Source organism: Hymenobacter aranciens, assembly GCF_030580865.1.
GTDB classification, from domain to species: domain Bacteria; phylum Bacteroidota; class Bacteroidia; order Cytophagales; family Hymenobacteraceae; genus Hymenobacter; species Hymenobacter aranciens.
Window position 1 is genome coordinate 141,513 of the sequence record NZ_JAUQSY010000011.1, and the last position, 26,589, is coordinate 168,101.

At 61.5% G+C, this 26,589-nt stretch carries 24 protein-coding genes; 11 read left to right on the forward strand and 13 right to left on the reverse strand.

Annotation, left to right across the window (positions count from 1 at the left end; genetic code table 11):
• Positions 1-191: 191 nt before the first annotated feature.
• Positions 192-1,664: an MBOAT family O-acyltransferase gene (locus tag Q5H93_RS16995; protein ID WP_305007815.1), complete on the forward strand. Its 1,473-nt coding sequence runs from the start codon at positions 192-194 to the stop codon at positions 1,662-1,664.
• Positions 1,664-2,551 (forward strand): hypothetical protein, encoded by an 888-nt coding sequence (locus tag Q5H93_RS17000; protein ID WP_305007816.1) that lies wholly within the window; start codon positions 1,664-1,666, stop codon positions 2,549-2,551. The genes Q5H93_RS16995 and Q5H93_RS17000 overlap by 1 nt, the downstream gene beginning before the upstream one ends.
• A 15-nt stretch (positions 2,552-2,566) precedes the next feature.
• On the opposite strand, the gene Q5H93_RS17005 is transcribed toward Q5H93_RS17000, so the two are convergent.
• Positions 2,567-3,883: a glycosyltransferase family 4 protein gene (locus tag Q5H93_RS17005; protein WP_305007817.1), complete on the reverse strand. Its 1,317-nt coding sequence runs from the start codon at positions 3,881-3,883 to the stop codon at positions 2,567-2,569.
• Between the two features lie 73 nt (positions 3,884-3,956).
• Here Q5H93_RS17005 and Q5H93_RS17010 point away from each other — a divergent pair, with 73 nt between their 5' ends.
• From Q5H93_RS17010 to Q5H93_RS17020, 3 genes are all read left to right on the forward strand, one after another.
• Complete coding sequence (locus tag Q5H93_RS17010; RefSeq protein ID WP_305007818.1) at positions 3,957-4,385, forward strand: hypothetical protein; 429 nt, start codon at positions 3,957-3,959, stop codon at positions 4,383-4,385.
• A 49-nt stretch (positions 4,386-4,434) separates the two neighbouring features.
• Positions 4,435-5,805 carry a signal recognition particle protein gene (ffh, locus tag Q5H93_RS17015; RefSeq protein ID WP_305007819.1) on the forward strand — a complete coding sequence of 457 codons (1,371 nt, stop codon included), beginning with the start codon at positions 4,435-4,437 and terminating at the stop codon, positions 5,803-5,805.
• A gap of 317 nt (positions 5,806-6,122) precedes the next feature.
• Positions 6,123-7,523: a discoidin domain-containing protein gene (locus Q5H93_RS17020; protein WP_305007820.1), complete on the forward strand. Its 1,401-nt coding sequence runs from the start codon at positions 6,123-6,125 to the stop codon at positions 7,521-7,523.
• A gap of 151 nt (positions 7,524-7,674) precedes the next feature.
• On the opposite strand, the gene leuS is transcribed toward Q5H93_RS17020, so the two are convergent.
• Positions 7,675-10,455, reverse strand: coding sequence for a leucine--tRNA ligase (leuS, locus tag Q5H93_RS17025; RefSeq protein WP_305007821.1), 2,781 nt, complete (start codon positions 10,453-10,455; stop codon positions 7,675-7,677).
• A 476-nt stretch (positions 10,456-10,931) separates the two neighbouring features.
• Complete coding sequence (locus Q5H93_RS17030; protein WP_305007822.1) at positions 10,932-11,420, reverse strand: hypothetical protein; 489 nt, start codon at positions 11,418-11,420, stop codon at positions 10,932-10,934.
• 182 nt (positions 11,421-11,602) lie between these two features.
• Here Q5H93_RS17030 and dnaG point away from each other — a divergent pair, with 182 nt between their 5' ends.
• The 6 genes from dnaG (at position 11,603) to Q5H93_RS17060 (ending at position 19,616) form a co-directional block, all read left to right on the forward strand.
• Positions 11,603-13,660 (forward strand): DNA primase, encoded by a 2,058-nt coding sequence (gene dnaG, locus Q5H93_RS17035; RefSeq protein ID WP_305007823.1) that lies wholly within the window; start codon positions 11,603-11,605, stop codon positions 13,658-13,660.
• A gap of 13 nt (positions 13,661-13,673) precedes the next feature.
• The gene (locus Q5H93_RS17040) at positions 13,674-14,750 is read left to right on the forward strand and encodes a potassium channel family protein (RefSeq protein WP_305007824.1); all 1,077 of its coding nucleotides are present in this window, start codon (positions 13,674-13,676) and stop codon (positions 14,748-14,750) included.
• Between the two features lie 32 nt (positions 14,751-14,782).
• Positions 14,783-16,030: a glycosyltransferase family 4 protein gene (locus tag Q5H93_RS17045; protein ID WP_305007825.1), complete on the forward strand. Its 1,248-nt coding sequence runs from the start codon at positions 14,783-14,785 to the stop codon at positions 16,028-16,030.
• On the forward strand, positions 16,027-17,199 hold the full coding sequence (locus Q5H93_RS17050; protein ID WP_305007826.1) for a glycosyltransferase: 1,173 nt from the start codon (positions 16,027-16,029) through the stop codon (positions 17,197-17,199). Before Q5H93_RS17045 ends, Q5H93_RS17050 begins: the two co-directional genes overlap by 4 nt.
• A gap of 89 nt (positions 17,200-17,288) precedes the next feature.
• Positions 17,289-18,512, forward strand: a complete 1,224-nt coding sequence (locus Q5H93_RS17055) for a bifunctional 3,4-dihydroxy-2-butanone-4-phosphate synthase/GTP cyclohydrolase II (protein WP_305007827.1) — start codon at positions 17,289-17,291, stop codon at positions 18,510-18,512.
• Positions 18,513-18,932: 420 nt separating this feature from the next.
• Positions 18,933-19,616, forward strand: coding sequence for a hypothetical protein (locus tag Q5H93_RS17060; protein WP_305007828.1), 684 nt, complete (start codon positions 18,933-18,935; stop codon positions 19,614-19,616).
• Between the two features lie 33 nt (positions 19,617-19,649).
• On the opposite strand, the gene Q5H93_RS17065 is transcribed toward Q5H93_RS17060, so the two are convergent.
• From Q5H93_RS17065 to Q5H93_RS17110, 10 genes are all read right to left on the reverse strand, one after another.
• Positions 19,650-20,240, reverse strand: coding sequence for a hypothetical protein (locus Q5H93_RS17065; RefSeq protein WP_305007829.1), 591 nt, complete (start codon positions 20,238-20,240; stop codon positions 19,650-19,652).
• A 5-nt stretch (positions 20,241-20,245) separates the two neighbouring features.
• Positions 20,246-20,629, reverse strand: a complete 384-nt coding sequence (locus Q5H93_RS17070; protein WP_305007830.1) for a TonB family protein — start codon at positions 20,627-20,629, stop codon at positions 20,246-20,248.
• A 6-nt stretch (positions 20,630-20,635) separates the two neighbouring features.
• Positions 20,636-21,244, reverse strand: coding sequence for a Uma2 family endonuclease (locus Q5H93_RS17075; RefSeq protein ID WP_305007831.1), 609 nt, complete (start codon positions 21,242-21,244; stop codon positions 20,636-20,638).
• Between the two features lie 4 nt (positions 21,245-21,248).
• Positions 21,249-21,620 carry a type II toxin-antitoxin system VapC family toxin gene (locus Q5H93_RS17080; protein ID WP_305007832.1) on the reverse strand — a complete coding sequence of 124 codons (372 nt, stop codon included), beginning with the start codon at positions 21,618-21,620 and terminating at the stop codon, positions 21,249-21,251.
• Positions 21,620-21,967 carry a hypothetical protein gene (locus Q5H93_RS17085; RefSeq protein WP_305007833.1) on the reverse strand — a complete coding sequence of 116 codons (348 nt, stop codon included), beginning with the start codon at positions 21,965-21,967 and terminating at the stop codon, positions 21,620-21,622. Before Q5H93_RS17085 ends, Q5H93_RS17080 begins: the two co-directional genes overlap by 1 nt.
• A gap of 76 nt (positions 21,968-22,043) precedes the next feature.
• The gene (locus Q5H93_RS17090; protein WP_305007834.1) at positions 22,044-22,547 is read right to left on the reverse strand and encodes a hypothetical protein; all 504 of its coding nucleotides are present in this window, start codon (positions 22,545-22,547) and stop codon (positions 22,044-22,046) included.
• An 89-nt stretch (positions 22,548-22,636) separates the two neighbouring features.
• Positions 22,637-23,980, reverse strand: a complete 1,344-nt coding sequence (gene accC / locus Q5H93_RS17095) for an acetyl-CoA carboxylase biotin carboxylase subunit (RefSeq protein ID WP_305007835.1) — start codon at positions 23,978-23,980, stop codon at positions 22,637-22,639.
• Positions 23,981-24,170: 190 nt separating this feature from the next.
• Complete coding sequence (gene accB / locus Q5H93_RS17100; protein WP_305007863.1) at positions 24,171-24,644, reverse strand: acetyl-CoA carboxylase biotin carboxyl carrier protein; 474 nt, start codon at positions 24,642-24,644, stop codon at positions 24,171-24,173.
• Between the two features lie 104 nt (positions 24,645-24,748).
• Positions 24,749-25,312, reverse strand: a complete 564-nt coding sequence (gene efp / locus Q5H93_RS17105) for an elongation factor P (RefSeq protein WP_305007836.1) — start codon at positions 25,310-25,312, stop codon at positions 24,749-24,751.
• 165 nt (positions 25,313-25,477) lie between these two features.
• Positions 25,478-26,485: a beta-ketoacyl-ACP synthase III gene (locus tag Q5H93_RS17110; RefSeq protein ID WP_305007838.1), complete on the reverse strand. Its 1,008-nt coding sequence runs from the start codon at positions 26,483-26,485 to the stop codon at positions 25,478-25,480.
• Positions 26,486-26,589: the final 104 nt, after the last annotated feature.

The window sequence follows — 26,589 nt, forward strand, 5'->3', positions numbered from 1 at the left end:
GAAGCAAATAGAACGTCATCCTGAGGCGCGGAGCGCCGAAAGGACCTCGCCCGCTTCGTTGTGGTGGTAATCAATTACTGCTGCACGCGGCGTGGGCGAGGTCCTTTCGCCTTCGGCTCAGGATGACGTTCTTTTTCGGTCGTTCTACTAATCCCCTCCGAATCCCGAACTTTGGCGGCCAGCCCCGCCGAATGCTTTTCAACTCTCTCCATTTCCTCGTCTTTTTCCCGATAGTCGTCGGGCTGTATTTCAGCTTGCCGCCGCGCTGGCGCAATCCGCTGCTGCTCATCGCCAGCTACTACTTCTACATGAGCTGGCGCCCCGAGTACGCCCTGCTGCTGCTCGCCACCACGCTCATCGACTACTACAGCGGCTACCGCATGAGCCAGCTGCCCGATAAAGCCCGGCGCCGGCCCTACCTCTGGCTTAGCCTGGCCAGCAACCTGGGCACATTGTTCGTGTTCAAGTATTTCAACTTCTTTCGCGACTCGGCGCTGCAGTTGGCGCAGGCGCTACACCTGCCCACAGCCGCCGTGCCCACGGTGAGTTTGCTGCTGCCGGTGGGCGTGTCGTTCTACACCTTCCAGTCCGTCGGCTACATCATCGATGTGTATCAGGGCAAGCTTGAGGGCGAGCGGAATTTCGGCCGGTTCGCGCTGTTCGTGGCGTTTTTCCCGCAACTCGTGGCGGGGCCCATCGAGCGCGGCGGGCACATGCTGCCGCAGTTCCGGCGCACGCATTCCTTCGATTATGCCCGCGTGGTGAGCGGCTTGCGCCTCATGGCCTGGGGTTTGTTCAAAAAAGTGGTGGTGGCCGACCGGCTGGCCCTGCTCGTCAATCCCATCTTCAACAACCCCCACCAGCACCCCGAAGGCCCGCTGCTGCTGCTGGCCACCCTGGCCTTCACCTTCCAGATTTACGGCGACTTCTCCGGCTACACCGACCTGGCCCGCGGCACCGCCCGCATCCTGGGCTTCGATTTCAACCTCAATTTCCGGCAGCCCTACTTCTCGGCCTCGGTGCCCGGGTTCTGGCGGCGCTGGCACATCTCACTGTCGAGCTGGTTTCGCGATTACCTGTACATCCCGCTGGGCGGCAGCCGCGTGCGCCCCACCCGCGCTTACTTCAACCTCTTCGTGGTGTTCCTGGTAAGCGGCCTCTGGCACGGCGCCAACTGGACTTTCGTGGTGTGGGGCGCCCTGCACGGCGCTTATCTGGTGCTCAGCACCTGGGCTCGGCCCTGGCGCGAGCAACTGGCGCAGGCCACCGGGCTGGCGGCGCATCCGGCGCTGCGGCGCGGAGTTGGCGGGCTCATCACCTTCGCCCTGGTGGCGTATGCGTGGATATTCTTCCGGGCTAATAGTCTGAGTGATGCGCTCTACATCACCAAACAATTGCCGCAAGGCTGGGGCCATTTGAACGGCCGCGAAATCGGCCAGCTGCTGCTGGAATTCTCGCAGCACTACCGGCCCGAATTGCTGGCGGCAGTGCTGGGCATCGGGCTGATGATGGGCGTGGAGTACTTCGGTATTCACCGGAGCCTGCAGGCCTGGTGGTCGCACCGCCCGCCGGCCTGGCGCTGGAGCGGCTACGTGGCCCTGACGCTGCTGATTGTGTACCTGGGGATTTTCAACAACACGCAATTTATTTATTTCCAGTTCTGATGCGGCGCTTGTTGATTCGCTTACTATTGCTAACGGTCGCGGCTGGAGCGGGGCTGCTAGCGCTGCTGCCGGTGCTGCGCAACGGCCGGGTCGATGCGTTTTATGCGCGCTTCACCAGCCCGCCGGCGGGCTCGCTCATCGTGGGCACCTCGCGGGCGGCGCAGGGCATCCGGCCCGATATTATTACCAGCCAGGCTCCTTTCGCTTTCGATGGCCCGCTGCTGAACTATGCCTTCACCCTCACGCATTCGCCTTACGGCCCGGCTTACCTGGCCAGTATCCGCCGCAAGCTGAAGCCCGAAACCAGGAACGGCCTGTTCATCGTGGCGGTGGACCCGTGGTCGCTGGCCGCTGTCAATGAGCAGTTTCCCGAGGCCAGCTCCTTCATTGGCCAGCTCAGCCAGGTCAGCCAGAATCCCAACCTGCCGTACCTCACGCGCTACCAGACCAAGCCGCTCTACCGCCTGCTGCTCGACTACGCCACCGCCACCGAGCGCCTGCACCCCGACGGCTGGCTCGAAGTCCGCATCGCCACCGACAGCGCCACCGTGCGCGCCCGCACTGCCCGCAAAGTGCTGGATTACCGCAAGCTGATGGCCGCACAGCACCTTTCTGCCGGCCGTCTGGCGGCCCTGCGCCAGACCATCGAGCTGCTCCGCCAGCACGGCCGCGTGTATTTGGTGCGCCTGCCCGTCGGCCCGCCGCTGCGGCAGCTGGAGCAGGAATTCCAGCCCGACTTTGCCGCGCAGATGCAGCAGTTGGCCCGGCAGCAACAAGTACGCTACCTTGATTACAGCGCCCAGCCCTACGCCACTACCGACGGCAACCATTTGCAGCGCGAGGCGGCGGCGGCCTTCAGTCGGCAGTTAGCGGCCGCCCTTCGGTAGTGGTTAAGTAAGTTGCTAACGCACAATTTTTTTCACTAGCGCGGCCAGCTGCCCCGTCAGCTCCCGGCGCGAGTAGCGCTGGTTTTGCTGCGTTGGCAAATCCACATCCGGATTAACGCGCCAGCGGGCTACCAACGCCTCCAGCGTTTCCAGCATCAGCTCGTAATCGGCGTAGGGGAGGGCCCGCCCCGCCCCGCACTCCCGCAGCAGGTTGTCGGCATCGCAGCCGGCCGGGCCCACGCACAGCACCGGCTTATTAGATGCCAGATACTCAAATACTTTGCCCGGCAAAATGCCGGAATTATTCGCCACATCGGGAATGGCCATCAGCAGCACCGACGAGCGCAGCAGGTAGCCCACCGACTCCTCGTGCGGCACGAAGGGCACAAATTCCGTCCGCTCACTCAACTTGTTGTCGCTGATTTGCCGCCGCAGCTCGGCGCTCACCTGCCCCACGAAACGCAGCCGGATGGGCACCTCGGGATGCTGGTCGGCGCAGGTCCGAATGGCCCTTAGCAGCTGGTCGATGTGGTACAGCTCGGTGATGGTGCCGGTGTGCGTAATGCGCAGGCAGTCTGTGGGCGGCTGCGAGGGCTGCCGGAAGTCCGACTCGTCGTAGCCATTCGGAATGACGTGGATTTTGGCCGCCGGCAGCGCCGGGTTTTTGCTCAGAAACAAGCGTTTGGTTTCGGGCGACGTCACCAGCACGGCCGTGGCCTGCTGCAGCACCTGCCGCTCGTAGCGCGTGTCGAGCCAGGCGGCCAGGCTGGTGCGGTGCAGGTCTTTGGCGTAGTAGATATCGGCCCAGGGGTCGCGCAAATCGGCCAGCCAGGGCAGCCCGTAGCGCCGCTGCAAGGCCAGCCCGATGAGCTGCGTGGAGTGCGGCGGCGAGGAAGTCAGCACGGCGTCAAACCGCTCGCCGGCGGCCCACAGCTGGTCCACGGCGCGCAGGGCGTGGCGGTTCCAGCCGCGCCGCGGGTCGGGAATGAAGAGGTTACCGCGCACGAAGCGCAGCACCTGCTGCGTAAAGCCGGGCTTGCCTTCGTTGGCAAAGCCGCCGTAGGGCACAGCCTTGCCGGTCAGTTTTTTATACGATTCAAACGGCTCCGACGTGGCCGTGTGAATAACGCGCACCGTGGCGGGGACTTCGGCCAGCAGGCTTTCGTCGCGCACCGGGTAGGTGGCCTGGGCGGGGTCCACCGTCAGCACCGTGGCCTCCACGCCGAAGCCGGCCAGGTGCTTCACAAACTTCAGGCAGCGCTGCACGCCGGCCCCGCCCGAGGGCGGCCAGTAGTAGGTGATGACGAGCAGGCGGAGGGGGGTAGCAATCAAAACGCGCAAAGCTACGTTTACAACCTGAGTTTCTCCCGTAACTTTGAGGCTTGGCCGCTAACTGCTATTCCATATGAACGAGGACCGCATGCTGGAATTTATGGCGCTCATGAGTGATTACATGCGCGACACCGACCGCCGTTTCGAGCAGTTGATTACGGTGATGCACGATGGATTTGGCCGCTTATCAAGTCAGTTGACTGATTTGACTACGGAGGTAAGAGGCACCAATCAGCGTGTTGACCACCTGACGGAGCGTGTTGACCACCTAACGGAAGAAGTGACCGAATTGAAAACAGACATGCGTGAAGTCAAAACGCAAGTTGGTGATATCAACCGTCGGCTAGGAAATACATTTGACCAAACCGGTCGCCTGACTGAGGTTGCCGACAATAATAGCTTGCGCCTGACGCATGTAGAAGGCGCACTACAACCTACGAATGCGGAGCTTGACCAACGTTTGCGGGCTCTGGAAAATATCGTGTTACCCAAAGCTTCATAAGCAGCCTGGTAACCTCACAATCACTAAATAACTCGCCAATTCGCGATTCATGTTCGATAACCTCTCCTCCAAGCTCGACAAGGCCTTTAAAACCCTGAAAGGCCAGGGCTCCATCTCCGAAATCAACGTTGCCAGCACCATCAAGGAAATTCGCCGGGCGCTGGTCGATGCCGACGTAAACTACAAGGTTGCCAAGGAAGTAACCGACAAGATTAAGGACGCCGCCATGGGCCGCGACGTGCTCACGGCCGTGTCGCCGGGCCAGCTGATGGTCAAAATCGTGTACGATGAGCTGACCGAGCTCATGGGCGGCGAGAAAAAGGACATCGTCATCAAGGGCGACCCGGCCGTGGTGCTGCTCTCGGGCCTGCAGGGCTCGGGCAAAACCACCTTCGCCGGCAAGCTGGCCAACTTTATTAAAAAGCAGGGCCGCAATGTGTTGCTAGTGGCCTGCGACGTGTATCGCCCCGCCGCTATCGACCAGCTGAAAGTGCTGGGCGAGCAAATCGGCGTGGAGGTGTACTCGGAAACCGAGAACAAAAACCCGGTTGAAATCTCGCGCAACGCCATCGACTACGCCCGCAAAAACGGCAAGAAAGTCGTCATCATCGACACCGCCGGCCGCCTGGCTGTGGACGAGCAGATGATGCGCGAAATCGAGCAGGTGAAAGCGGCCATCAACCCCTCCGAGACGCTGTTCGTGGTGGACTCGATGACGGGTCAGGATGCCGTGAACACCGCCAAAACCTTCAACGACCGGCTGAATTTCGACGGCGTGGTGCTCACCAAGCTCGACGGCGACTCGCGCGGTGGGGCCGCCCTCAGCATCCGGTCGGTGGTCGAGAAGCCCATTAAGTTCATCTCGACGGGCGAGAAAATGGAGGCCCTCGACATGTTCTACCCCGACCGGATGGCCCAGCGCATCCTGGGCATGGGCGATGTTATCAGCCTCGTGGAGCGCGCCCAGCAGCAGTTCGACGAAGAGGAAGCCAAGCGGATTGAGAAGAAAATCCGCAAGAACCAGTTCGATTTCAATGACTTTCTCGGCCAGCTGGAGCAAATCAAGAAGATGGGCAACATCAAGGACTTGATGGGCATGATTCCGGGCATGAGCAAGGCCATCAAGGACGTCGAAATCGACAACGACGCCTTCAAGCCCGTGGAAGCCATCATCCGCTCGATGACCAAGCAGGAGCGCGCCAACCCCGACCTCATCAACGGCTCGCGCAAGCGTCGCCTGGCCAAAGGCTCCGGTACTGACATTCAGCAGGTAAACGCCCTGATGAAGCAGTTCGAAGACATGCGCAAAATGATGCGTACCATGAACAAAATGAGCCAGACCAAGGGCGGCATGGCCCAGATGGCCAAGATGATGGGTGGCGCCATGCGCGGCGGTGGCGGCGGCATGTTTGGCCAATAAGCCCATAGTGTTCAGCGCCAAAATGCTTTGAAAAACAGTGTGTCAAAAGTTTTGCTAAGAAATTTTTGCGGCGCCTGGAATCTTTCGGTTCGGTTTTTGTTTGCCCTATCGTGAAAGAATAGTTTTTAAGGTGTTTTGGTTATTAAAGCCCCAGCTCTCTGAGCTGGGGCTTTTTGCTATTTTACAGCGTGCTGTCAGTCGCCGAGGAAATACCGGTGATGAACGGCTGAAACACTGGGTCGGGCGAGTCTGGCTTGATTAGGGGTATAGGCTATTGGTAATTTTGACCCAGTTCCAACCCTCAAGTTATCAAAGCTATGAAAAGCCTGTTCCTCTTTGCCTGGCTACTAGCCGCCTGCCTGCTGGCCAGCAAGCCGGGGCAGGCCCAGAACCTGGCCCTCGGCAAAACGACTTCGGCTTCTTCCAACAACCAGCCCTCGGCCAACGCCGTGGACGCCAACGGCAACACCCGCTGGGAAAGCGCCTCCAGCGACCCGCAGTGGCTGGCCGTGGACTTAGGTTCGGTGCAAACCATCGACCGGGTGCGCCTGACCTGGGAAAACGCCTACGGCCGGGACTTTACCATTCAGGTATCGACCAACGGCACCAGCTGGACCACCGTGGCTACTACTACGAATAACGCCACTACCGTCAATGAGTACCCCAACCTGAGCACTACCGGCCGCTACGTGCGGATGTACGGCACGGCCCGGGCCACCTCGTATGGCTACTCACTGTATGAAGTGGAAGTGTTTAACTACACTAACAGCCCCGGTAGCAACCTGGCGCTGAACAAGACCGGCGCGGCCTCCACCACGCAGGGCGGCTTTCCGGTGGCCCAGGCTTTCGATGGCAACACTGCCACGCGCTGGGGCAGCAACTCGGCCGATAACCAGTGGATTTATGTCGACCTGGGGGCCAGCGCCAATGTCACGCAGGTGACGTTGGTTTGGGAAACAGCCTACGGCAAGGACTTCCACATCGACCTGTCGAGCAACGGCACTAGCTGGACTACGGCCAATACGGTTACTAACAATTCGCTGCGCTTCAACGACCTGGCCGTAACCGGTGCGGCCCGCTACATCCGAATGTACGGCGTGACCCGCGGTACCGGCTACGGCTTCTCGCTCTATGAGATGCGGGTGTACGGCACCTTCCCGACGCCGTTGCCCGTCACGCTCACGTCGTTTGCGGCCACCGCCACCAGCCAGGTCGTGAACCTGAAATGGGCCACCGCTTCGGAGAAAAACAACCTCGGTTTCGAGGTGCAGCGCTCGGCCGACGGCCGCGAATTCACCGCGCTGGGCACCGTGGCTGGCGCGGGCACCAGCGCTACGCCACGCAGCTACGGCTACCGCGACGCCGCCCCGCTGGCCGGCACCAGCTACTACCGCCTCCAGCAAACCGACCTCGACGGCAGCGTGAGCTACAGCCCCATAGCCGCCGTGAAAATAATTGCCCCGACGACTATCACCGCCTGCGAGGTATTCCCCAACCCCGCCACCGACCGCGTGACCGTGACCTGCAACGCCGCCCCCACCGCCTGGGCCCTTATAAACAGCAACGGTCAGGTAGTAAGCACCGGCACGCTGAGCGAAATGGCCAGCGCCAGCAGCTTCACGTTCGACCTGAGCTCTTGTCAGGCTGGCGTGTATATGCTCAACTTGTTGAGCAACGGCCAACCGGTGCAGCGCGCCCGCGTAGTGAAGGCCTTGTAACAAGTACCACTTGTAAAAAAGGAAGAGCCCGCTGACTACTCAGCGGGCTCTTTTTTGCTGTCATGCTGAACGCAGTGAGGCATCCTCTCGCGCCTCAACGATTTCGTTTAAGCGTGAAAGGATGCTTCACTGCGTTCAGCATGACAGATGATTACACCACAACATTCACCATCCGCCCCGGCACCACAATCACCTTCTTGGCCTCCTTGCCCTCGCCGAAGCGGGCCAGGAAATCGGATTCGCGCACGGCCGCCTCAATCTCGGCGGCCGTGGCGGTGGCGGGAAACTCGCGCTGCTCGCGCACCTTGCCGTTGACGGCCAGTGGGTAGGTCACGCTGGCTTCGGCCAGGTACTCCTCGCGGAACTCGGGGTAAGTCGCGCTGCTGATGCTGCCGGCTTCATGGCCCAACTCAGCCCAGAGTTCCTCGGCCAGGTGTGGGGCGTAGGGCGAGATGAGCACCACTAGCGGCTCGAGCACGGCGCGCTTGTGGCACTTGAGGGCCGTCAGCTCGTTCACCGTAATCATGAGCGCGCTCACGGTGGTGTTGAAGCTGAACTTCTCGATGTCTTCCTCCACCTTGCGGATGGCCTTGTGCAGGGTTTTGAGCTCGGCGGGCGTAGCGGCCTCGTCAGTCACGGCCAAGGCCCCGTCTTCGGGGTGGAATAGGCGCCAGAACTTCTTCAAAAAGCCGCTCACGCCGCTGATACCGTTGGTGTTCCAGGGTTTGAACTGCTCCAGCGGCCCGAGGAACATCTCGTAGAGGCGCAGGGCGTCGGCACCGAACTTCTCAATCAGCGTGTCGGGATTGACGACGTTATATTTCGACTTGGACATCTTTTCGACTTCCACGCCGCAGACGTAAGTGCCGTTGTCTTCGAGGATAAACTCAGCGTTGGCATATTCCTCACGCCAGTTTTTAAAGGCTTCGACGTCCAGCACATCGTTGTCAACGAAGTTGACGTCGGCATGCAGGGCAGTGGTTTCGTACTCGCTCTTCCTGGAGGACGTTACAAATTTGTTAGTGCCGTTGATACGATACACAAAATTCGACCGCCCCAGAATCATCCCCTGGTTAATCAGCTTCTGGAACGGCTCGGGCGCGCTCACCAGTCCCAAATCCTTCAGGAAAAGATGCCAGAAGCGGGAGTAGAGCAGGTGGCCGGTAGCGTGCTCAGCACCACCGAGGTATAAATCGACCTGCTGCCAGTATTGCTCCGCCTCCTCGCCTACGAAGCGGGCGGTGTTCTGCGGGTCCATGTAGCGCAGGTAGTACCAGCTACTGCCGGCCCAGCCGGGCATGGTGCTCAGCTCATAGTCGTACTTGCCCTCGTACTTCCAGTCTTTGGCGCGGCCCAGGGGCGGCTCGCCGGTTTCGGTGGGCTTGTACTCATCGATTTCGGGCAGCACCAGCGGCAGCTCGCTCTCGGGCAGCGGGTAGGCCGTGCCATCCTTGTAGTAGATGGGAATGGGTTCGCCCCAGTAGCGCTGGCGGCCGAAAATGGCGTCGCGCAGGCGGAAATTGACCTTGCCGCGGCCTAGGCCATGCTCTTCGAGGTAGGCAATGAGCTTCTCGGTGGCATCGTGGTAGCCGAGGCCGTCGATGAGGCCGGAGTTGACGTAGCGGCCCTCCTTGGTGGGGTCGGCCTGCTGGTCAATCTGCTGGCCGTCCAGAATCTGGACGATGGGCAGGTCGAAGTGTTTGGCGAAAAGGTAGTCGCGCTGGTCGCCGCTGGGCACGGCCATCACGGCGCCGGTGCCGTAGCCGGCCAGCACGTAGTCGGCCAGCCAGATGGGCACGGGCGCGCCGCTCACCGGGTTCTGGGCGTAGGCGCCGGTGAAAACGCCCGACACGGCCTTCACGTCGGCCATGCGGTCGCGCTCCGAGCGGCGCTTGGTGGCGGCGATGTACTCGGCCACGGCCTCGCGCTGGGCGGGCGTGGTGAGCTCGTTCACCAGCTCGTGCTCGGGGGCCAGCACCAGGAAGCTCACCCCGTAAATTGTATCGACCCGGGTGGTATACACCTTGATATCAACGTCCTCACGGTCCTGCACCGGGAAGCTCACCTCGGCACCTACCGAGCGGCCAATCCAGTTGCGCTGCATTTCCTTCACCGCCTCGGGCCAGTCGATGTGGTCGAGGCCGGCCAGCAGGCGGTCGGCGTAGGCGGTGATGCGCAGGTTCCACTGCGGCATGAGGCGGCGCTCGACGGGGAAGCCGCCGCGCTCCGAGAGGCCGTCCTTCACCTCGTCGTTGCTTAGCACCGTGCCCAGGCCGGCGCACCAGTTCACATACGTATCCTGCTGATAGGCCAGGCGGTAGGGAAGGAGCGTGGCCATGCGCTGGCGCTCAGTTAGCTGCTGCCACTGGCCAGCGGTGAAGCTCGGGCGTTCGGTTCCGTCGCCGGCGGCGCGCACGCCGTGGCTGCCGTCGTCCTCAAACTTAGTAGTAAGCGTGTCAATGGGCTCGGCGCGGTTGGTGTCGAGGTTATACCAGGCATCAAACAAGCGGAGGAAAATCCACTGCGTCCACTTGTAGTATTCGGGGTCGGAGGTACGCACCTCGCGGTCCCAGTCGTAGCTGAAGCCGAGGCTGCTGAGTTGCTTGATGTAGGTGGCGATGTTCTGCTCCGTGGTCAGGGCCGGGTGCTGGCCGGTCTGGATGGCGTACTGCTCGGCGGGCAGGCCGAAGGAGTCGAAACCCATGGGGTGCAGCACATTGAAGCCCTGCAGGCGCTTGTAGCGCGTCACGATGTCGGAGGCGATGTAGCCCAGCGGGTGGCCCACGTGCAGCCCGGCCCCGGAGGGGTATGGGAACATGTCGAGCACGTAGTACTTAGGCTTTTCAGAGGCGTTATCGGCCCGAAAGGTATGGTGGTCGTTCCAGTGGGCCTGCCACTTCTTTTCGATGTCGGAGGGATGATAAGCGGGCATCTTGCGCGAAGGTTATTCGGGCAAAGGTACGCAGGGGCTGATGCGAGGGAAGCGTTTTTGCTAGCCAGAGAAATTTTGTGCTAGTTTTGTCTCACTGTGCGGGCCTGCGGCTAAATGCTTCATGCGCATTTTCTCCCGCCGCCACGGCACTTTTTTCGGCTCCAGCTGAAAAAGGCGAAGCCCGTGGCCGGCAGACCACAGGCTTAGAAAGTGGTTGATTTGTTCATACTCAATATTGAAACCAGGAGGAACAAACCAAACAGCGGCGATGATTACGTGGTAATCGTCGTCAGGCTCCCGGTCAGGCTGCTGATGCAGCTGGGTTGTTGGCTACTGATAGCGGGCAGCACTTACGTGCTGTTGCACCAGTAAGCCAGTAGCCGGCAGGGAGGGCGAAAGTCCTTCCTACTTTGGGAGTTTAACTTCGGCAGCGGGGCAGAAATTGCGCAAACTTACCAAAAATAACTGGCAACGCGCTAGTCGTCTTGTTCAGCCAAGGGTGGGTTTTGTGCGGCTTGCTGTTGTTGGGCGGCCTGCTCGTTCAGGGCCTGGGCGAAAAAATCGCCGATGAGGTGCGTGAGGGCTTCAAGCCGGGCTTCGGCCGACTGCTGCGGGTCGGTGGCCAGGGCATTGAGCTGCCGCAGGTGCCGGCGGGCGCGGGAACCCCATTTGGGGCGCTTTTCCTGCTCTCGGGTTATCTCATTTAGTTTTTTCTGCAACTTATGATTGGCCGACCGTTGCTTTTGCAGCTCCGTATTTTGGCGCTGGAGCTTGAGCAGGGCGGTGTCCAGCTTGCGTTGCAGTTGGTGGTCTGCCTGATTGGGGTTATCCTGGGGCTCGACTAGGAAGGCAGTTTCGGCCTGGTCGAGCGCCACTACGCCGCCTGCTACGTACTCGGGCGAGTGCTCGGTCGGTTGGTTCAGCCACAGCTGGCGCTGGGTCTGAAAAAAGTCGAACATGCTCATGGATTGGAGAGTGAAAGTTCTGGGTAACAAGAACGGAAAAAAGTCGGCATTTCCCAGCGAGCCGGGCCGTAGATTTGTAGAGAGGAAGCGGGTCCGGTGCCCGGCTTTTTGATTGGTATTGATGGGGCAATTGCTTTCGTAAGCTGTTTTTGTGCGTAGCCGGTGCTGGCTACGAGTTGTGTATGGCCTTGATTCCCAAAGAAACCGTTGACCAGATAATGCACGCCGCCGACATCGTGGAGGTGGTGGGCGACTACGTGCAGCTCAAGCGCAAGGGCCAGAATCTGTGGGCGCCGTGCCCGTTTCACAACGAAAAGTCGCCGTCATTTTCGGTCACGCCAAGCAAGGGATTCTTCAAGTGTTTCGGCTGCGGCAAGTCGGGCGACTCGGTGCGCTTCATCATGGAAATCGAGGGCAGCAGCTACCCCGAGGCCCTCAAGCACCTGGCCCGCAAGTACGGCATCGAGATAAAGGAGGAGGAAAAAACGCCCCAGCAGCAGCTGGAGCAGAACGAGCGGGATTCGCAGTTCATCGTTTCCGACTGGGCCAAGAACCACTACCACCAGCGGCTGCTCAACACCGAGGAAGGTATGGGCATCGGCTACGGCTACCTTAAGGAGCGCGGCCTGAACCTGAGCACCATCCAGATCTTCGAGCTGGGCTACTCGCTCGATGCCTGGGATGACCTGCTGAAAGCGGCCACCGCCGCTGGCTACCAGCAGAAATACCTCGAAAAAACCGGCCTCGTGGTGAAGCGCGAGGACGACCAGGGCCACGACACCGGCCGGCGCTACGACCGGTTCCGCGGCCGGGTGATGTTCCCGATTCATAACATCTCGGGCCGCGTGGTGGGCTTCGGGGCGCGCACTTTGAAGCGCGACGATAAGATGGCCAAGTATCTGAACTCGCCGGAGTCGGATATTTACCATAAGTCGGACGTGCTCTACGGGCTGTTTCAGGCCCGGCAGGCTATTCGCACGGAGGAGGTTTGCTACCTGGTGGAGGGCTACCTCGACGTGCTGTCGCTCTACCAGGGCGGCATTAAGAACGTGGTGGCCTCGTCGGGCACTTCGCTCACGGAGGGACAGATACGTCTCATCAAGCGCTATTCCGACAATGTGACGGTGCTCTATGACGGCGACGCGGCTGGCATCAAGGCCAGTTTGCGCGGGACGGATTTGCTGCTCGAAGGTGGGCTGAACGTGCGTGTGGTGCTCTTTCCCGATGGCGACGACCCCGACTCCTACATCCGCAAGGTGGGCGACAAGCGCTTCAGCGACTACATCGAAAACCAGAGTCAGGACTTCATCACCTTTAAAACCACGCTCGTGGCCCGCGAGGCCTCCGGCGACCCGGTGAAGAAGGCCGAGGCCATCCGCGACGTGCTGCACAGCATTGCCAAGGTGCCGGATGCCATTAAGCGGCAGGTGTTTTTGCAGCAGACGGCCCAGGTATTCGGCATCGATGAGCAGGTGCTTATCACCGAATACAACAAGGTGGTGCAGAGCAAACCGGCACCTCGCCCGGAGCAGGGCAACGCCGCCCGCCCGCAAGGCCAGGGCCAGCAGTCGGGCCGCCCGGCGGCGCAGCCGCCGCGCCCGATGTCGGCCGAGGACGAGGAGCTGGCCCTGATGTACGGGGCCGACCCGTCGGAGCTGCAATCGGCGCCCGCGGGCCAGACCGATGAGGACTTCGGCGAGTTCGACGTGGTGCCCGACGTGCTGCAAACCTGTGAGCGCGAGGTATTGCGCCTGCTGGTGCTGTACGCGGCCCGCGAAATCAGCGAGGAGGTGAGCGTGGCGGCGTATCTGGTGGGGCAGTACGGCGAAACTCCCTTCGAAACGCCGCTCTATGCCGAGGTGTGGACCATGTGCTACCAGGAGCTGATGGCCGGCCGCTTCCCCGAAGTGCGCAACTTGGTGCAGACGGACCGGAGCGAGGTTCGCACGCTTATTACTGACCTCGCCACGGAGCGCTATGAACTGAGCCCCAACTGGCGGACCAAGGAAATCTACGTGTTTAACGAAGTGGATTTGCCGCAGCAGGCCTGCGACAACGCCATCCTGCGCCTCAACAAGTGCCAGGTGCAGCGCAAGCTGGATAAGGTGATGGACCGGCTGCGCCAGCCGGGGCTGGACGAGGCCGAGATGTTTGGGCTGCTGGGCGAGGTGAAAACGCTAAAACAGTTGGATAATGAGCTGGGAGCCATGCTGGGTACGGTGATTGGGCGCGGCTCCTGACGTTCTTTGCACCTTGGAAACGCCCCCATCCTCGCTGCTGCAGCGCGTCAAGCTCAACCAGATAGTGCTGGCCATTGCGCTCACCGTGTCAAGCTTACTGTTTGGCATGGCGGGCTTTATGGGTATTGAGCACTACCGGCCGGTCGATGCGTTTTATATGACCGTGACGACGATTGCCACGGTGGGCTTTGGCGAAATTCACCCGTTTTCGGAGAGTGGAAGGCTGTTCGTTTCGTTTTATATCCTTTACAATCTGGTGGTGGTGGCCTACCTCGTGTCGGCCTTTTCCTCGTTTATTTTTGGGGGCGAGCTACGCAAAATTTACAAGATGATTCGAACTGACCAGGAAATCAGGCGTTTTAGCGGGCACGTTATCGTGTGCGGCTTTGGGCGCAACGGACGCCGTGCTTACCAGGAGCTGCGCGCCAGCGGGGTGCGGGTGGTGGTGATTGAGCTAAACCAGGAGTTGATGAAAAGCCACGCCGACGGCCAGACCGGCGAAGACTACGACGGCGACGGCGTGGCCGGCGGCAACATCTACACCGTGGCCGGCGACGCTACTACCGACCTGGTGCTCAAGCAGGCCGGCGTGGAACGCGCCTCGGCGCTCATCACGGCGCTGCCCAAGGATGCCGACAACGTGTTCGTGGCGCTGTCGGCCCGGGCCCTGAACCCGCGCCTGAAAATCATTGCCCGGGCCTCGCTCAAAACCTCGGAAAGCAAGCTGCTCACGGCCGGGGCCAACTCGGTGGTGATGCCCGACGAAATAGGGGGCTCGCACATGGCCAAGCTGGTGGTGCGGCCCGAGGTGATTCGCTTTCTGGACTTGATTTCAGGCATGAGCGCCGACCGGCTGCGGCTGGAGGAAATGAGCTACCAGCAGCTGCGTAGGGACTTGCGCGGCCGTAGCATCCGGGAGCTCGACGTGCGCTCGCTCACCGGGGCCACCATCATCGGCATGCGTACGGCTGAGGGCTCGCTGCTGGTGAGCCCGCCGGTGGACTACGTGCCCCTGGACGGCGATGTGCTGCTGGTGCTGGGCAGCGAAAGCCAGATTGAAAGTTTCGAGGTGCAGTTCCGCCAGCTGTAAGCCCGGCCCCCGGCGGTATCTTTGCCCTTCTGATGCACATTTTGCAACTCTGTCCCCGCGTACCCTACCCGCCGCACGATGGCGGGGCCATTGCCATGTACGAGACGGTGCGCGGGCTGGCCGAAGCCGGGCACCGCGTGACGGTGCTGGCCGCCAATACGCCCAAGCACCACCAGCTGGCCACGGCCCTCGACCACCTGGGGCCAAACGTGCGGCTGGTGACGGTGGACGTGGACACGCAGCTGTCGCCGCTGCAGGCACTGCGGAACCTGCTGCTCAGCCACGAGCCTTATAACGTGGCGCGGTTTATCAGCCCGGCCTTGCTGGCGGCGCTGATGGCCCTGCTGCGGGAAAATGCGGTTGATGTGGTGCAGTTTGAGGGCTCCTTTGTGGCGCCTTACCTGGAGCTGCTGCACCAGCAGGCCGCAGGCAGCCAGCTGCCGCCGCTGGTGCTGCGGGCGCACAACATCGAGTACACCATCTGGCAGATGCTGGCGGCGCGGGCCGGCAACCCGCTGAAAAAATGGTACCTCCGCAATATGGCTGCCCGCCTGGAGCAGCTGGAGCGCCGCGAGCTGCCGCGCTTCGACGGCGTGGCTGCCATCACGGAGGAAGATATTGCCCGGCTGCGCGCGCTGGGCTGCACGGCACCCATTGCTTTCATCCCCGCCAGCTTCGACCTCACGCGCCTGACGCCGGCCCCTGAGCCGCCCCGGCCGCGCACGGTGTTCCTCATCGGCTCGCTCAACTGGTTGCCTAATTTGGAGGGCGTTGATTGGTTTTTGCGCGAAATATGGCCGCTGGCCCACGCCGAAATGCCGGAACTGGAGCTGCACGTGGCGGGCTCGCACCCGCCGGCGCATCTGACGGAGCGGCCGGCGGGTAAGGATAAAGTGTTCATTCACGGCTTTGTGGAGTCGGCCCCGGCCTTTATGCAGCAGTATGGGCTGATGCTGGTGCCGCTGCTGAGCGGCGGCGGTATGCGGGTGAAAGTGGTGGAGGGCATGGCGCTGGGCAAGGTTATTCTGAGCACGGCGCTGGGAGCGGAGGGCATCGTGGCACGCGACGGCGACAATATGCTGCTGCGCGACTCGCCCGCCGCCTGGCTCGACGCCTTACGCGACTACTACCACGGGCGGCTGCCGCTGGCGGCCGTGGGGGCGGCGGCGGCCCGCACGGCGCACAACGAATACGACACCCGCCGGGTGACGCAGCGCCTGCTGGCGCTTTATCAACAACTGCTGGACCAACGGACCGGCACCACCACGGGCGGCGCATGAAGCTACTAATACTCCTGTCCCGCTTCCCGTATCCGCTCGACAAGGGCGACAAGCTGCGCGCTTACCACCAGCTGCGCTGCCTGGCCGAAGACCACGAAATCTGCCTCTTTGCCCTCTCCGATGAGGTGGTGACGGCCGAGATGGAGGCGGCCGTGCGGCCGCTGTGCCGGGGCGGGCTGGTGGTGCAGCGGCTGCGCCGGCCGGGCATTGCCCGCAGTATGGCGCGGGCGCTGGCCACGGGGCGCCCGCTGCAGGTGGGCTACTTCTACGATGCCGGGGCGCAGCGCCGGGTGGATGAGATGCTGCGTACGTTCCGGCCCGAGCACGTGTACTGCCAGCTGATTCGCATGGCCGAGTACCTGCGCAAGCACGCCGGGCAGTGGCCCATGACGCTGGATTACATGGATGTGTTTTCGGCCGGGATGGGGCGGCGGGCCACGCAGGCGCCGGCCTGGCAGCGGGCCATCTGGGCGCTGGAGGCGCGGCGGCTGACGGCCTACGAGGCGGCGGCGTTTGACTGGTTCCGGCACCACACTATTATCTCGGACCAGGACCGGCAACTGATTCAGCACCCGGGGCGGGAGCGGATTCACATCGTGCTAAACGGCATCGATACGGACTTTTTTCAGCCCCGGCCGGCGGCCGAAAAGGAGTACGACCTGCTCTTTTGCGGCAACATGGCTTACCACCCCAACGTGGATGCGGCCTGCTACCTGGCCGAGGAAATTCTGCCGCTGGTGCGGCAGCAGCACCCGGCGGCGCGGCTGCTGGTGGCGGGCACCACGCCGGCGCCGCGGGTGCTGGCGCTGGCCTCGGCGGCGGTGACGGTGAGCGGCTGGGTGCCCGATATCCGGGCGGCTTACGCCGCGGCGCGGGTGTTTGTGGCGCCTATGCGGGTGGGCACGGGCCTGCAGAATAAGTTGCTGGAGGCGATGGCAATGGCGCTGCCCTGCGTAACCACGCCTTTAGCCAATAATGCGCTGCGCGGGCGGCCGGGGCAGGATTTGGAGGTGGCCGAAACGGCGGCCGGGCTGGCCGGGGTTATCGGCCGGCTGCTGGCCGAGGAGGGGCGGGCGGCGCAGCTGGCCGGGCAGGGGCATACCTTTGTCAAATCAACGTATAACTGGACGGCGGCGACTGATAAACTGACGGCCTTATTTAGCTGTTAGCTGATGGCCGTTAGCTTTTAGCTCCCGGCAACTCCTTTTTCTCAAATAACAGCTAACAGCTAGCAGCTATTAGCTAATAGCTTACACAAATGCTTGATACCATCGAAGCCGCCATTGAAGACATTCGGGCCGGCAAAGTTGTGATTGTCGTGGACGATGAGGACCGCGAAAACGAAGGGGATTTTATCTGCGCCGCCCGGGCGGCCACGCCGGAGGTCATCAATTTTATGGCCACCCACGGGCGGGGGCTGGTGTGCGCGCCGCTGATTGAGGAGCGCTGCGAGGAGCTGGGGCTGGAGCTGATGGTGGGGTATAACACGGCTTTGCACGCCACGCCGTTCACGGTAAGTATTGACTTGCTGAAGAATGGCGTGACGACGGGCATCTCGGCTTCGGACCGCTCGAAGACCATTCTGGCGCTCATCGACCCCGATACGAAGCCCGGGGAGCTGGGCAAGCCGGGGCATATCTTCCCGCTGAAGGCGCGGCGCGAGGGCGTGCTGCGCCGGGCGGGGCACACCGAGGCGGCCATTGACTTGGCGCGCTTGGCGGGCTTCGAGCCGGCGGGCGTGCTGGTGGAAATTCTGCGGGAGGATGGGGAGATGGCGCGGCTGCCGGAACTGCGCGAGGTGGCCAAGCGCTGGAACCTGAAGCTGATTTCGGTGCAGGACCTCATTAAGTACCGGCTGGCGCAGGAGAGCTTGATTCAGCGCGAGATTTCGGTGAAGATGCCGACGGAGTTTGGCGATTTTGACCTGTTTGCCTTTACGCAGCGCTCGAACGATGCCAAGCACCTGGCTTTGGTGAAGGGCGACATTTCGGGGCCGGAGCCGGTGCTGGTGCGGGTGCACAGCTCGTGCGTGACGGGCGACATCTTCGGCTCGTGCCGCTGCGACTGCGGGCCGCAGCTGCAGCAGGCCATGCGCCAGATTGAGGCGGAGGGCCGCGGCGCCATCATCTACATGAACCAGGAGGGACGCGGCATTGGGCTGCTTAATAAGCTGAAAGCCTACAAGCTGCAGGAGCAGGGCCGCGACACGGTGCAGGCCAACGAGGACCTCGGCTTTAAGAGCGACGAGCGCGACTACGGGGTGGGCGCGGCCATTCTGCGCGACCTGGGCATCCGGCAGATGCGCCTGCTGACCAACAACCCGCGCAAGCGCACCGGCCTGATTGGCTACGGGCTGGAGATTGTGGAGACGGTGCCGATTGAGATTGCGGCCAACGCCCACAACGAGGGCTACCTGGCCACGAAGCGCGACAAGCTGGGGCACGACATCATGCGCGTGCTGCCGGATGGGGCGGCGGCGTAGGCCAGCGGGTTATTTTTGACGGAAAAGCCGGCTCTGGGCCGGCTTTTTTGTTGAAGACTGGCTGGTAACTGCTTGGCAAATGGCGAATTAGTGGCAACAAGTCGTGAGGAAGCCGCGGCAAGGGCTGCGGAAGCCCTGGCAAGGCGTGAGGAAAGGCTGACAAGGGTTGAGGAAGCGCCGGCAAGCGTTGAAAAAAGCCGGACAAGGCGTGAGGAGCCGCCGGCAAGGGCTGCGGAGAGCCGCGCAAGGCCTGCGGAAGGCGGCGCAAGCGGTGAACAGCAGCCGGCAAGGGGTGCGGGGGCCCCGGCAAGGCCTGCGAACGAAACCCACCGCCCGCGACTGGGAAAATGAACCGGTGAGAATTGGAAAATAACGCTTACCTTGACGGCCGTAATTCTCACCTTAACTTACTTACTGTTTATGCATTCGTTCCGTGCCGACCAGTTCCGGATGATGGGCATCCTGCATCCCTGGCTCCAAACCAATCTCACTACCATCGGCAAAAGCAAAGTGGCCGGTAAGGAGGCCGCCGACGTGGTGGCCGGCCTGCCCGCGGTGCAGGCCAAGGCCGGCCTCACGGCCACCGAAACCAAGCAAGTGACCGAGCGCCGCAACCAGCAGCAGGCGGTGTTCGAGACACGGATTTTCTCGCTGCTGGGGCCGATGCAGATGCTGGCTGCCGCCGCCAACGACATGGAGCTACTGGGGCTCGTCACCATCGGGCGCACCAAGTTTCGCAACCTGCGCCCCGACCTGCAGGCTGGGGTGGGCAAGCAGATTCTGGCCCAGGCCAAGGCCCACGCCCAGGAGCTGGAGGACTACGCCATCGACGCCGAGTTTCTGAACCTGGCGAAAGCCGAGGCCGAGAATTTTCAAAAGGGCCTGCCCGATACCCAGACCCTGCTCGACGCCCGCAAAAACGCCAACGCCACCTACGAGGAAGTACACGAGGCGCAGATGACGCAGATTTATGAGCTCGACAAAGCCATGGGCGTGTTTGAGACGGTAAACCCGGAGCTGTATAAGGGCTACAAGCAGGCCCGGGCGCTGCTCGATACGGGCGGCAAAAAGAAGAAGAAGAAAGGGGAGAAGCCCGCCCAATAGCCCGCAAAAGGCCCGCCATCCGGTGGGCCTTTTTTAGTACTTCGTGTCGTTGCGCACGTGCTTCGTGCCGATGGCCGGCCGCTCGGCCCCCTCCGAAAAGCGCGGTTTCAGGTTGCCTTCGACGGCGATAAACACCATAAATGCCAGGGCCGGATACATCACCACCAGCAGGGCCACGTAGTGCAGCAGCTGCCGGGCGCGGTTGGCCGACAGCATTATCCACAGGCCCAGCAGTCCCAGCAGGGGGCTGAGGAGCACCAGCACCAGCGGAATCCACTCGCCCACGTAATTGGGCGAGTAGGACACGCTGTCACTGAACCAGCCCACCTCGCGGCTGTAGCTTTCCACCTGGGCCAGCTGAAACACATACTTGTCGGTGAGGCCCACCAGCAGCAGGCAGCTCAGCTGCACGGCCAGCGGCAGCCAGTGGCGCTCGTGGCGCTTCACGTAGAGCCAGGCGAAGTAGGCCACCGTCAGGGCCACCGACAGCAGCAGCTCGAGGGCCCGCTGAATGCCCGCGCCGAAAAAATACAGCACCAGCAAACCCAGCCCGCCGCCCAGCCCGGCCATGACGAGCCGCTCGGTGGGGCTCATGTCGGCCAGGATTTCGTTGAGCAAGCGCATGGGGGTCAGCGCACGGTAAACCGAAAGGTGTACTCTCCCGAACTGCGGCCGGCGGTGGGCGACAGCCGCACGAAGGTAGCCCGCTCCAGGGCCTCGCGGCACAGCTGCTGCTGGGCGGCCGACACGGTGCTTTGCAGCGTTACCACGCGCTCGACGGCCCCGGTTTCGTTGAGGGTGATGCGGAAGCGCACCGCCCCGGAGTGGTCGTCGAGGGCTTCGACGCGGGGCATCTGCGCGAAGCGCCAGCCCGTGGTGTCGAGGGGGACTGGGGCCGGAGGGGGCGGCCCCGGCAGGGCGGCGAGGGCGGGCTTGGGGGCGGCGGGCGTGGTCTGGGCCCGGGCCGGGAGCAGCGGCAGGGCGGCGGCCAGGGTCAGGAGCAGGAGTTTCATGCGGGGCTACTGGTCGGCGAGGCGCAGGGGCGGGAGGTCCATGTTCTCGTAGAGGTCGGCTACGGAAATCTCCAGTCCCAGCGAGGGCACCCGCAGGGTGTCGGTGAGTTGCCGCAGCGGCCGCAGTTCCCAGGAACCGGCCGGGGTGCGGGTGAAGCTATCCACGGAAATGCGGTTTTGGGATATCAGCACGTATTGCTGCAAGGACGGAAGCTGCTGGTACTGCTCGAATTTCCAGCCCCGGTCGCGGGCCTCGGTGCTTTTGGACAGCACTTCCACGATGAGCACCGGGCGGTGGATGATGCGCGGGTCGTCGTCGGTGGGGTCGCAGCTTACTACCACATCGGGGTAGTTGTAGTGCTGGCCCTCGTCCACGGCCAGCCGCACGTTCTCGGCAAACACTTCGCAGCTGCGCCCGCGTAGCCCCAGCTTCAGGGCGAAGGCACAGTTTTGCACTAGGTGGTTGTGGGCTTTGGTGCCGCCGGCCTTGGCGGCGGGGTCGTCAAGAGGGAAGATTTCGCCGTGGTAATACTCGTGGCGGATGTCGGACTGCTCTTCGAGGGCGAAGTATTCGTCGACGGTGTAGCGGCGGGGGGCGGGTTGGGCGGCAGACATGAAATCAGGGAGCGAAGGGATTGTAGACAGTCAGCCCTGGAATCCACGCAAAATCACTAACATTCCGCGTCGCCAGCGTCAAGCCAAATTCGATGGCCGTAGCTGCGATGAGCGAATCACCCAGCGTCATGCGCCGCTGTTGTCGCAGCCGAATAGCTTCTTCCACAATACTAGCTGTAACCGGCAGCAGCGTAGCTAAGGCAAACAGAGAGTGGAAATAATTCGCGTCGATAGGGTCGAGCCGATGGTAACCCTGGGTTTCGACTTTTGAAATCAGCGAGATGAAATTCTGCGGGTCTTGCACCAGCGTCCGCAGGAAAGCGTGTGTGGCATCGGCTGAGTAAATCAGCAGGTTTGTGTCGAGCAGGTAAGCCATCAGTCGCGGCCTGGCAGCGGACGGTCAGCCCGGATTTCACGTTGCCAGGCCAGCGGGTCGGGAATGCTTTTGCCGCTACCGCCTTGGGCCAGGATGCGCAAGTGGTGCTGACGCTCAGCTTCCGTCAACGGGGCCGGAAAGCTTTTACCATCGCCGCCTTCGTCAATAACAGCAAGGAGTTCCTCACGGGAAAGGTGACTCAAATCGGGTAAAGAATAAGGCGCGGCTGATTCAGCAGCTGGGGCGGCCAGCGTTTCTTCGCGGTACTCCAGGCCCAGGCGCTGCGCTAGCTTCAGCACCAGCTCGTAGTCCTGCTCGTTTTCGGCGGTGAGGGTGATGGTTCTCATAGTGGCAAGATAACGCGGAATCGGCAGGGGCTGTTCAAAATATACTTCAGCGTCCGGCGTGCTGCTTGCGGCGTATTCAGGTGGCTTTTCTTCGTTCGTAATCAGCTTGGTCGATACGGGAGAGCAACAATGTATCAGCAGCGGCCAGTGGCTGTGGCTGTTTCTTCTGCCAAGCCTCAAAATCTTGTTTCATGCTCACGATAACGGGCATGTAAAGCCCGAAACAGCCGACTCGAGCCTTTATCATCGTGGTATCACATTCATGCTTGCGCAAAGTTGACAGCACTGATAGCGAGTTGCGCTGACAGAGGCTCTGGTAAGCGTAACACCGCACGGCCGGGCTACGGTGGTCAGTTAGGGTCAGCAGTTCGGCATCGGTAGCCAGGGCCAGGAGCTGCTTGTAACGGCGGTACTGTTCCGTTTCTACCCCACCTCGCCCTACGCGTTCGGCATCAACCGTAGAATCGGCCGCTATGGCACGGGCTAGCTTTTGAATGGCAGGCCTAACCTGCGCCCAACAAGCAGGGGAGTAGAAACCCCAGCAGGTTAGGCAGAGCAGGCCAAGGATAAAGTTCCGCATGCGAGAAAGGCTAAAGGCAGCGCAAATAAACAAAAACGCCTGGCTTTTACAGGCCAGACGTTTTGCAAAGTCAACTATTGTGGCCTGTGCTACACCACCGAGAAATCAAACGTCTCCAAAAACTTGGTGGTGAAATTCCCAGCCTTGAAATCCTCGTTGTCCATCAGCGCCAAGTGGAAGGGAATGGTCGTTTTCACGCCTTCCACCACGAACTCGCTCAGGGCGCGCTTCATTTTCACGATGCACTCCTCGCGGCTCTGGGCCACGGTGATGAGCTTGGCAATCATCGAATCGTAGTTCGGCGGGATGGTGTAGCCCGCATACACGTGGGTATCGACGCGCACGCCGTGGCCGCCGGGGATGTGCAAGGTGGTAATCTTGCCCGGGGTGGGGCGGAAGCCGTGGCGCGGGTCCTCGGCGTTGATGCGGCACTCCATGGCGTGGAGCTTGGGGAAGTAGTTGGCGCCCGAAATCGGGATGCCGGCTGCCACCTTGATTTGCTCCTTGATGAGGTCGTAGCTCACCACTTCCTCCGTCACGGGGTGCTCCACCTGGATGCGGGTGTTCATCTCCATGAAGTAGAAGTCGCGGTTTTTGTCCACCAGAAACTCGATGGTGCCCGCGCCCTCGTAGCCGATGCTGCTGGCGCCCTTCACGGCGGCCGCGCCCATGCGCGTGCGCAGGTCGTCGGTCATGAACGGCGACGGCGACTCTTCCACCAGCTTCTGGTGGCGGCGCTGAATGGAGCAGTCGCGCTCCGAAAGGTGGCACACGTGGCCGTACTGGTCGCCCACCACCTGAATTTCGATGTGGCGGGGCTCCTCCACGAATTTCTCCAGGTACATGCCGTCGTTGCCAAAGGCCGCCTTCGACTCGGTGCGGGCGTCGTCCCAGGCTTTCTGGAACTCGTCCTCCGAGCTAATGACGCGCATGCCGCGCCCGCCGCCGCCAGCCGTAGCCTTCAGCATCACCGGGTACTTGATTTTGGCGGCAATCTTTTTGCCCTGCTCCACCGAGTCAAGCAGGCCGTCGGAGCCGGGCACGCAGGGCACGCCGGCCTTCTTCATGGTGTCCTTGGCCGTGGCCTTGTCGCCCATCTTGTTAATCATCTCGGGCGAGGCCCCGATGAACTTGATGCCGTTTTCCTGGCAGATGCGCGAAAACTCCGCGTTTTCGCTCAGGAAGCCGTAGCCCGGGTGAATGGCGTCGGCGTTGGTGATTTCGCAGGCCGCAATGAGGTTGGGCATGCTCAGGTAGCTGTCCTTGGAGGCGGGCGGCCCGATGCACACTGCCTCGTCGGCGAATTTCACGTGCAGGCTTTCCTTGTCGGCGGTCGAGTACACGGCCACCGTTTTGATGCCCATTTCCTTGCAGGTGCGAATGATGCGCAGGGCAATTTCGCCCCGGTTGGCGATGAGTATTTTCTTGAACATGGGGAGGGGTGGGAAAGTCTAGGGAGGGAAAAATCAGAACGTCATCCTGAGCCGCGAAGCGGCGAAAGGACCTCATCCGCGCCGCATGCAGCAGTAATCTCAATCGTTCGACGAAAAGAAATTACCACCCCAACGAAGCGGGCGAGGTCCTTTCGCTTCCCTGCGGTCAGCTCAGGATGACGTTCAGCACCTACTCAATCAAAAACAGCGGCTGGTCGTATTCCACCGGTGTGGCGTTTTCTACCAGCGCCTTCACGATGCGGCCGCTCTGCTCGGCCTCAATCTCATTGAAGAGTTTCATGGCCTCGATGATGCAGATAACCTGACCTTTCTCGACCATGTCGCCCACCTGCACGAAGGGAGCCACGTCGGGCCCGCTGCTGCGGTAGAAAGTGCCAATCATGGGCGCCTTCAGAGCCGTGTGGTTGGCGGCGGGAGCCTCGGCGGCCGGGGCGGCGGCCGGAGCAGCTGCCGGGGCGGCGGTTGCCGCCGCCGGAGCGGGGGCGTGGTGCACCGGGGCCGGGGCGTGGCTCATCACCTGCGTGGTTTTGGTGTTGGGCTCGCGCTGCACCGAAATTTTGAATTCCTCGGTCTCGATGTTGACCTTGTTGAGGCCCGACTTGGCGATGAAGTCAAGCAGTTCTTGTAATTCTTTAGCTTTCAAGGCGGGGTCTTTTTTAGATGACATAGGAAAGGAGCGTCTCGTCGTTGAACGACTACCAGACGGCGCGGACGACGAGACGCAAAATATTGCGTCTCTACCGAAAATTACTTCACGCGCTCCACGTAGGAGTAGTCGCTGGTTTTGATGCGGATTTTGGTGTCGGTGTCCACGAACAGCGGCACCTGAATGCGGGCACCGGTTTCGACGGTGGCGGGCTTCAGCGTGTTGGTAGCGGTGTCGCCGCGCAGGCCGGGCTCGGTGTAGGTCACCACGAGGTCGACGGTAGCGGGCAGCTCGGCGGTGAGGGGCTGCTCGGTTTCGGCGTGGAAGAGGATGGTCACTTCCTGGCCTTCCTTCATTAGGTCGGCGAAGGGAACCATGGCTTCCGGCAACACCACTTGCTCGAAGTCGGCGTTGTTCATGAACGTATAGCCGTAGTCGTCCTTGTAGAGGAACTGGTGGGGGCGCTGCTCCACGCGGGCCGTTTCCACTTTAACACCAGCGTTGAAGGTGTTGTCGATGGTGCGGCCGGTTTTGATGTTGCGCATCTTGGTGCGCACAAAAGCCGGGCCCTTGCCCGGTTTCACGTGCTGAAACTCGGTGATAACGTGCAACTCGCCGTTGTAATTCAATACGAGGCCGTTGCGGAAGTCGGCGGTGGATGCCATTGGATTTTAATTAAGAATTAAAAATTAAGAATTAAAAATTGGCCCAATGGCTTAGCTTTTACTTCTCCGTTTTTAATCAGCTTGATGGGTGGTTAGGTAGGGAAAGCTACAAAATTAAAACTGAAAGCCGTCGGCTACCAAGTTTTAATTATTCATTGTTAATTATTAACTACTTACAGAAGCGCCGTCGTAGGCCCATTTCAGGTAAATCGAGCCCCAGGTGAAGCCGCCGCCGAAGGCCGCCAGCACCAGGTTGTCGCCCTTCTTGAGCTGCTTCTCATAATCCCAGAGGCAGAGCGGAATAGTGGCGCTGGTGGTGTTGCCGTAGCGTTGGATGTTGAGCATTACCTTCTCTGGGCCCACGCCCATGCGGTTGGCGGTGGCGTCGATGATGCGCTTGTTAGCCTGGTGGGGCACCAGCCAGGCCACGTCTTCTTTCGAGAGGTGGTTGCGCTCCATCACCTCGGCGGCTACGTCGGCCATGTTGGTCACGGCGAATTTGAACACCGTGGCGCCCTCCTGGTAGATGTAGTGCTCTTTGCGGTCGATGGTTTCGTGCGTCGGCGGGCGACGGCTGCCGCCAGCTTTCTGGTGCAGGAAGGCCTCACCGCTGCCATCGGTGCGCAGAATCTGGTCGAGCACGCCGTAGCCCTCGGTGTTGGGCTCCAGCAATACGGCCGCAGCTCCATCGCCAAAAATGATGCAGTTGGCACGGTCGGCATAATCAACTATGGCCGACATTTTATCGGCGCCAACGATGATGACCTTCTTATACGTACCCGCCTGAATGAACTGCGCACCGGTAGCCAGCGCGTAGAGAAAGCTCGAGCAGGCCGCGTTCATGTCGTAGCTAAAGGCATTCGTGATGCCGCACTTATGCGAAATGATGTTGCCAGTGGCCGGGAACAGCACGTCGGGCGTCACGGTGGCACAAATCAGCAGCTCCACGTCCTTGGGGTCGGTGCCGGTTTTGGCCAGCAAGTCCTTCACCGCGCCGATGCCCATTACCGAAGTGCCCTGGTCTTCGCCCTTCAGAATCCGCCGCTCCTTGATGCCGGTGCGGGTGGTAATCCACTCGTCCGTGGTGTCCACCATTTTTTCGAGTTCGGCATTGGTTAGCACGTAGTCGGGCACGTAAGCGCCTACTCCGGTAATGGCGGCAGTAATCTTCATGTGGGCAAAAATAGGACGGGATGCGGGAAGTGCGCGCCTGCGCCGCCGAAGGGAGCCAAAAAAGTCCGGCCGGGGCCGGACTTTCCGAAGCTCAAGTAGAACTT

Excerpts from the sequence above, each read along its gene's own strand:
- Q5H93_RS16995 (WP_305007815.1), top strand. The coding sequence starts at position 192 with ATGCTTTTCAACTCTCTCCATTTCCTCGTCTTTTTCCCGATAGTCGTC.
- Q5H93_RS17000 (WP_305007816.1), top strand. The coding sequence starts at position 1,664 with ATGCGGCGCTTGTTGATTCGCTTACTATTGCTAACGGTCGCGGCTGGA.
- Q5H93_RS17010 (WP_305007818.1), top strand. The coding sequence starts at position 3,957 with ATGAACGAGGACCGCATGCTGGAATTTATGGCGCTCATGAGTGATTAC.
- ffh (WP_305007819.1), top strand. The coding sequence starts at position 4,435 with ATGTTCGATAACCTCTCCTCCAAGCTCGACAAGGCCTTTAAAACCCTG.
- Q5H93_RS17020 (WP_305007820.1), top strand. The coding sequence starts at position 6,123 with ATGAAAAGCCTGTTCCTCTTTGCCTGGCTACTAGCCGCCTGCCTGCTG.
- leuS (WP_305007821.1), bottom strand. The coding sequence starts at position 10,455 with ATGCCCGCTTATCATCCCTCCGACATCGAAAAGAAGTGGCAGGCCCAC.
- Q5H93_RS17030 (WP_305007822.1), bottom strand. The coding sequence starts at position 11,420 with ATGAGCATGTTCGACTTTTTTCAGACCCAGCGCCAGCTGTGGCTGAAC.
- dnaG (WP_305007823.1), top strand. The coding sequence starts at position 11,603 with ATGGCCTTGATTCCCAAAGAAACCGTTGACCAGATAATGCACGCCGCC.
- Q5H93_RS17045 (WP_305007825.1), top strand. The coding sequence starts at position 14,783 with ATGCACATTTTGCAACTCTGTCCCCGCGTACCCTACCCGCCGCACGAT.
- Q5H93_RS17050 (WP_305007826.1), top strand. The coding sequence starts at position 16,027 with ATGAAGCTACTAATACTCCTGTCCCGCTTCCCGTATCCGCTCGACAAG.
- Q5H93_RS17055 (WP_305007827.1), top strand. The coding sequence starts at position 17,289 with ATGCTTGATACCATCGAAGCCGCCATTGAAGACATTCGGGCCGGCAAA.
- Q5H93_RS17060 (WP_305007828.1), top strand. The coding sequence starts at position 18,933 with ATGCATTCGTTCCGTGCCGACCAGTTCCGGATGATGGGCATCCTGCAT.
- Q5H93_RS17065 (WP_305007829.1), bottom strand. The coding sequence starts at position 20,240 with ATGCGCTTGCTCAACGAAATCCTGGCCGACATGAGCCCCACCGAGCGG.
- Q5H93_RS17070 (WP_305007830.1), bottom strand. The coding sequence starts at position 20,629 with ATGAAACTCCTGCTCCTGACCCTGGCCGCCGCCCTGCCGCTGCTCCCG.
- Q5H93_RS17075 (WP_305007831.1), bottom strand. The coding sequence starts at position 21,244 with ATGTCTGCCGCCCAACCCGCCCCCCGCCGCTACACCGTCGACGAATAC.
- Q5H93_RS17080 (WP_305007832.1), bottom strand. The coding sequence starts at position 21,620 with ATGGCTTACCTGCTCGACACAAACCTGCTGATTTACTCAGCCGATGCC.
- Q5H93_RS17085 (WP_305007833.1), bottom strand. The coding sequence starts at position 21,967 with ATGAGAACCATCACCCTCACCGCCGAAAACGAGCAGGACTACGAGCTG.
- Q5H93_RS17090 (WP_305007834.1), bottom strand. The coding sequence starts at position 22,547 with ATGCGGAACTTTATCCTTGGCCTGCTCTGCCTAACCTGCTGGGGTTTC.
- accC (WP_305007835.1), bottom strand. The coding sequence starts at position 23,980 with ATGTTCAAGAAAATACTCATCGCCAACCGGGGCGAAATTGCCCTGCGC.
- efp (WP_305007836.1), bottom strand. The coding sequence starts at position 25,312 with ATGGCATCCACCGCCGACTTCCGCAACGGCCTCGTATTGAATTACAAC.
- Q5H93_RS17110 (WP_305007838.1), bottom strand. The coding sequence starts at position 26,485 with ATGAAGATTACTGCCGCCATTACCGGAGTAGGCGCTTACGTGCCCGAC.